This window comes from Williamsia sp., from assembly GCF_016462415.1.
In the GTDB taxonomy this organism is placed as follows: Bacteria; Actinomycetota; Actinomycetes; order Mycobacteriales; family Mycobacteriaceae; genus Williamsia_A.
Genome location: NZ_JAEMTF010000237.1, coordinates 1 through 1,674, shown reverse-complemented (window position 1 = coordinate 1,674; position 1,674 = coordinate 1). Strand labels below are relative to the sequence as shown.

Annotated in this window: 2 protein-coding genes; one reads left to right on the top strand and one right to left on the bottom strand. The window is 67.0% G+C overall.

The genetic code is table 11. The features are described 5' to 3' along the window. Positions 1-44 precede the first annotated feature (44 nt). Complete coding sequence (locus JHC79_RS23700; protein ID WP_296395541.1) at positions 45-656, bottom strand: TetR/AcrR family transcriptional regulator; 612 nt, start codon at positions 654-656, stop codon at positions 45-47. Between the two features lie 15 nt (positions 657-671). Between JHC79_RS23700 and JHC79_RS23695 the strand changes: the two genes are divergently transcribed. After that, entirely contained in the window at positions 672-1,526 is an 855-nt protein-coding gene (locus tag JHC79_RS23695; RefSeq protein ID WP_366783294.1) for an SDR family NAD(P)-dependent oxidoreductase, read from the top strand. The last annotated feature ends 148 nt before the right edge of the window (positions 1,527-1,674 follow it).

Sequence of the window (1,674 nt, the reverse complement as noted above, 5' to 3'; positions counted from 1 at the left end):
GGCGCTGATGGGTGATCTGAAGGCGTTGCTCGGGCCCACCTGCCTCAGCGGGTAGCGGTCTCGGAGAACCCGCGGTCGAGTGCGTCGAGGGCGAGGCCCGCAGTGAGGGTCAGCCGACGCCGCACCGTGGTCGGTGACCGGCCTTCTCGCATGCCGTCGGTGACCACCCGGTGCCGCAGGGTGAGTACTCCGATGGCCAAGGCCGCCCATGCCTGTGAGTCGGCGGCATCGGCCAGCGGGTCGAGCCAGGACTGCAGGATCGCGGCCCGCCGGTTCGTGAGAATCGGCGAACGGGCCTCGCATTCGGCGAACGTGGTCATCGACGCCCACATGGACCGATCGACAGACGGCCAGGCACACGGTCCGGCCAAGATGGGTCCACTCATGACATACGGGCGCAGCGCGGACGTGGACGAACGGTCGCCACGGTCACCGATGGCGTGGACGAGGGTGTCGAGGACTCCGGGTTCCCCGTCGAAGAACAGCTCTTCCTTGGCGCCGAAGTAGTTCACGACGGTTTTCACCGAGACGTCTGCTGCCGCAGCGATGTCGGCCAGGGTGACGGCGTCGAATCCGTGGTTCTCGAACAGGCGGGTCGCGGCGTCGGAGATCGCCTGGCGAGTCTGCTCTCGCTTACGCTCTCGTATCGCTACCATGATACGAATATTACCATGATGGTAAAAAGTCGATCCTCGTCGCAGCCTGCCGAGCCGCTGCGGTGGTTTGTGACCGGTGCCAGCTCGGGGCTCGGCGCGGCGGTGGCACGCGTTGCCCTCGACCGAGGTGATCACGTGATCGCAACCGCCAGAGACGCCGCGAGGGTCATCGCACAGGACGAGGACCGCATGCAGGCGTGGTCGTTGGATCTGTCGGACAGGGACACACGTGCCGCATCGATGGCGGGCATCTGCCGGGACCACCCTGACGTCGACGTCGTCGTCGCGAATGCCGGCTACGGGCTGCTCGGCGCGTTCGAGGAGACGGCCGACCACGAGATCCGAGAAGCTTTCGAGGTCAACCTGTTCGGCGCGCTCGATGTGATCCGCGCGTACCTTCCCGGCATGCGTGATCGGGGCTGGGGGCGCATCGTGGTGATGTCCTCCGTCGTCGGTGTGACCTCAGGCGCAGGCGGGTCTGGTTACGCCGGGCCGAAGGCGGCCCTCGAGGCCGTGGCCGACGCGTTGGGGGCTGAGGTCGAGCCGTTCGGAGTTGACGTGATGATCGTCGAACCAGGCGCTTTTCGAACGGATTTCGGTGGTCGGTCCCTGCGGCTGGCCCGGCCGATCGACGCGTATGAGTCGTCGGTCGGTATCGCGCGCGATGCCTTTGTGGCCGGACACGGGTCGCAACGCGGTGACCCGACGCGCGCTGCGCAGATCATCGTCGATGCCGCACTGTCGTCGTCGGTGCCCCGTCGACTACCGCTGGGTCCAGATGCTGTTGCGGTGCTCCGGAACCATTACGCCGATCGGACGGCGGAAGTGGATGCGTGGGAGGCCCCGGCCACCGCGACCGATTTCCGGTGACGGTGCGAAACGATCTACTGCCGTGCCGGGTGTATGAGCGACTCGAGTCCGTCGGCGGCACGAGACGGGTGGAACGTCGTGACCGAATACTCGGCGAACCCGCGCTGCCCGAAGGGGTCACGCGCGAGTCGTGCGTCGAGGTCGGTGC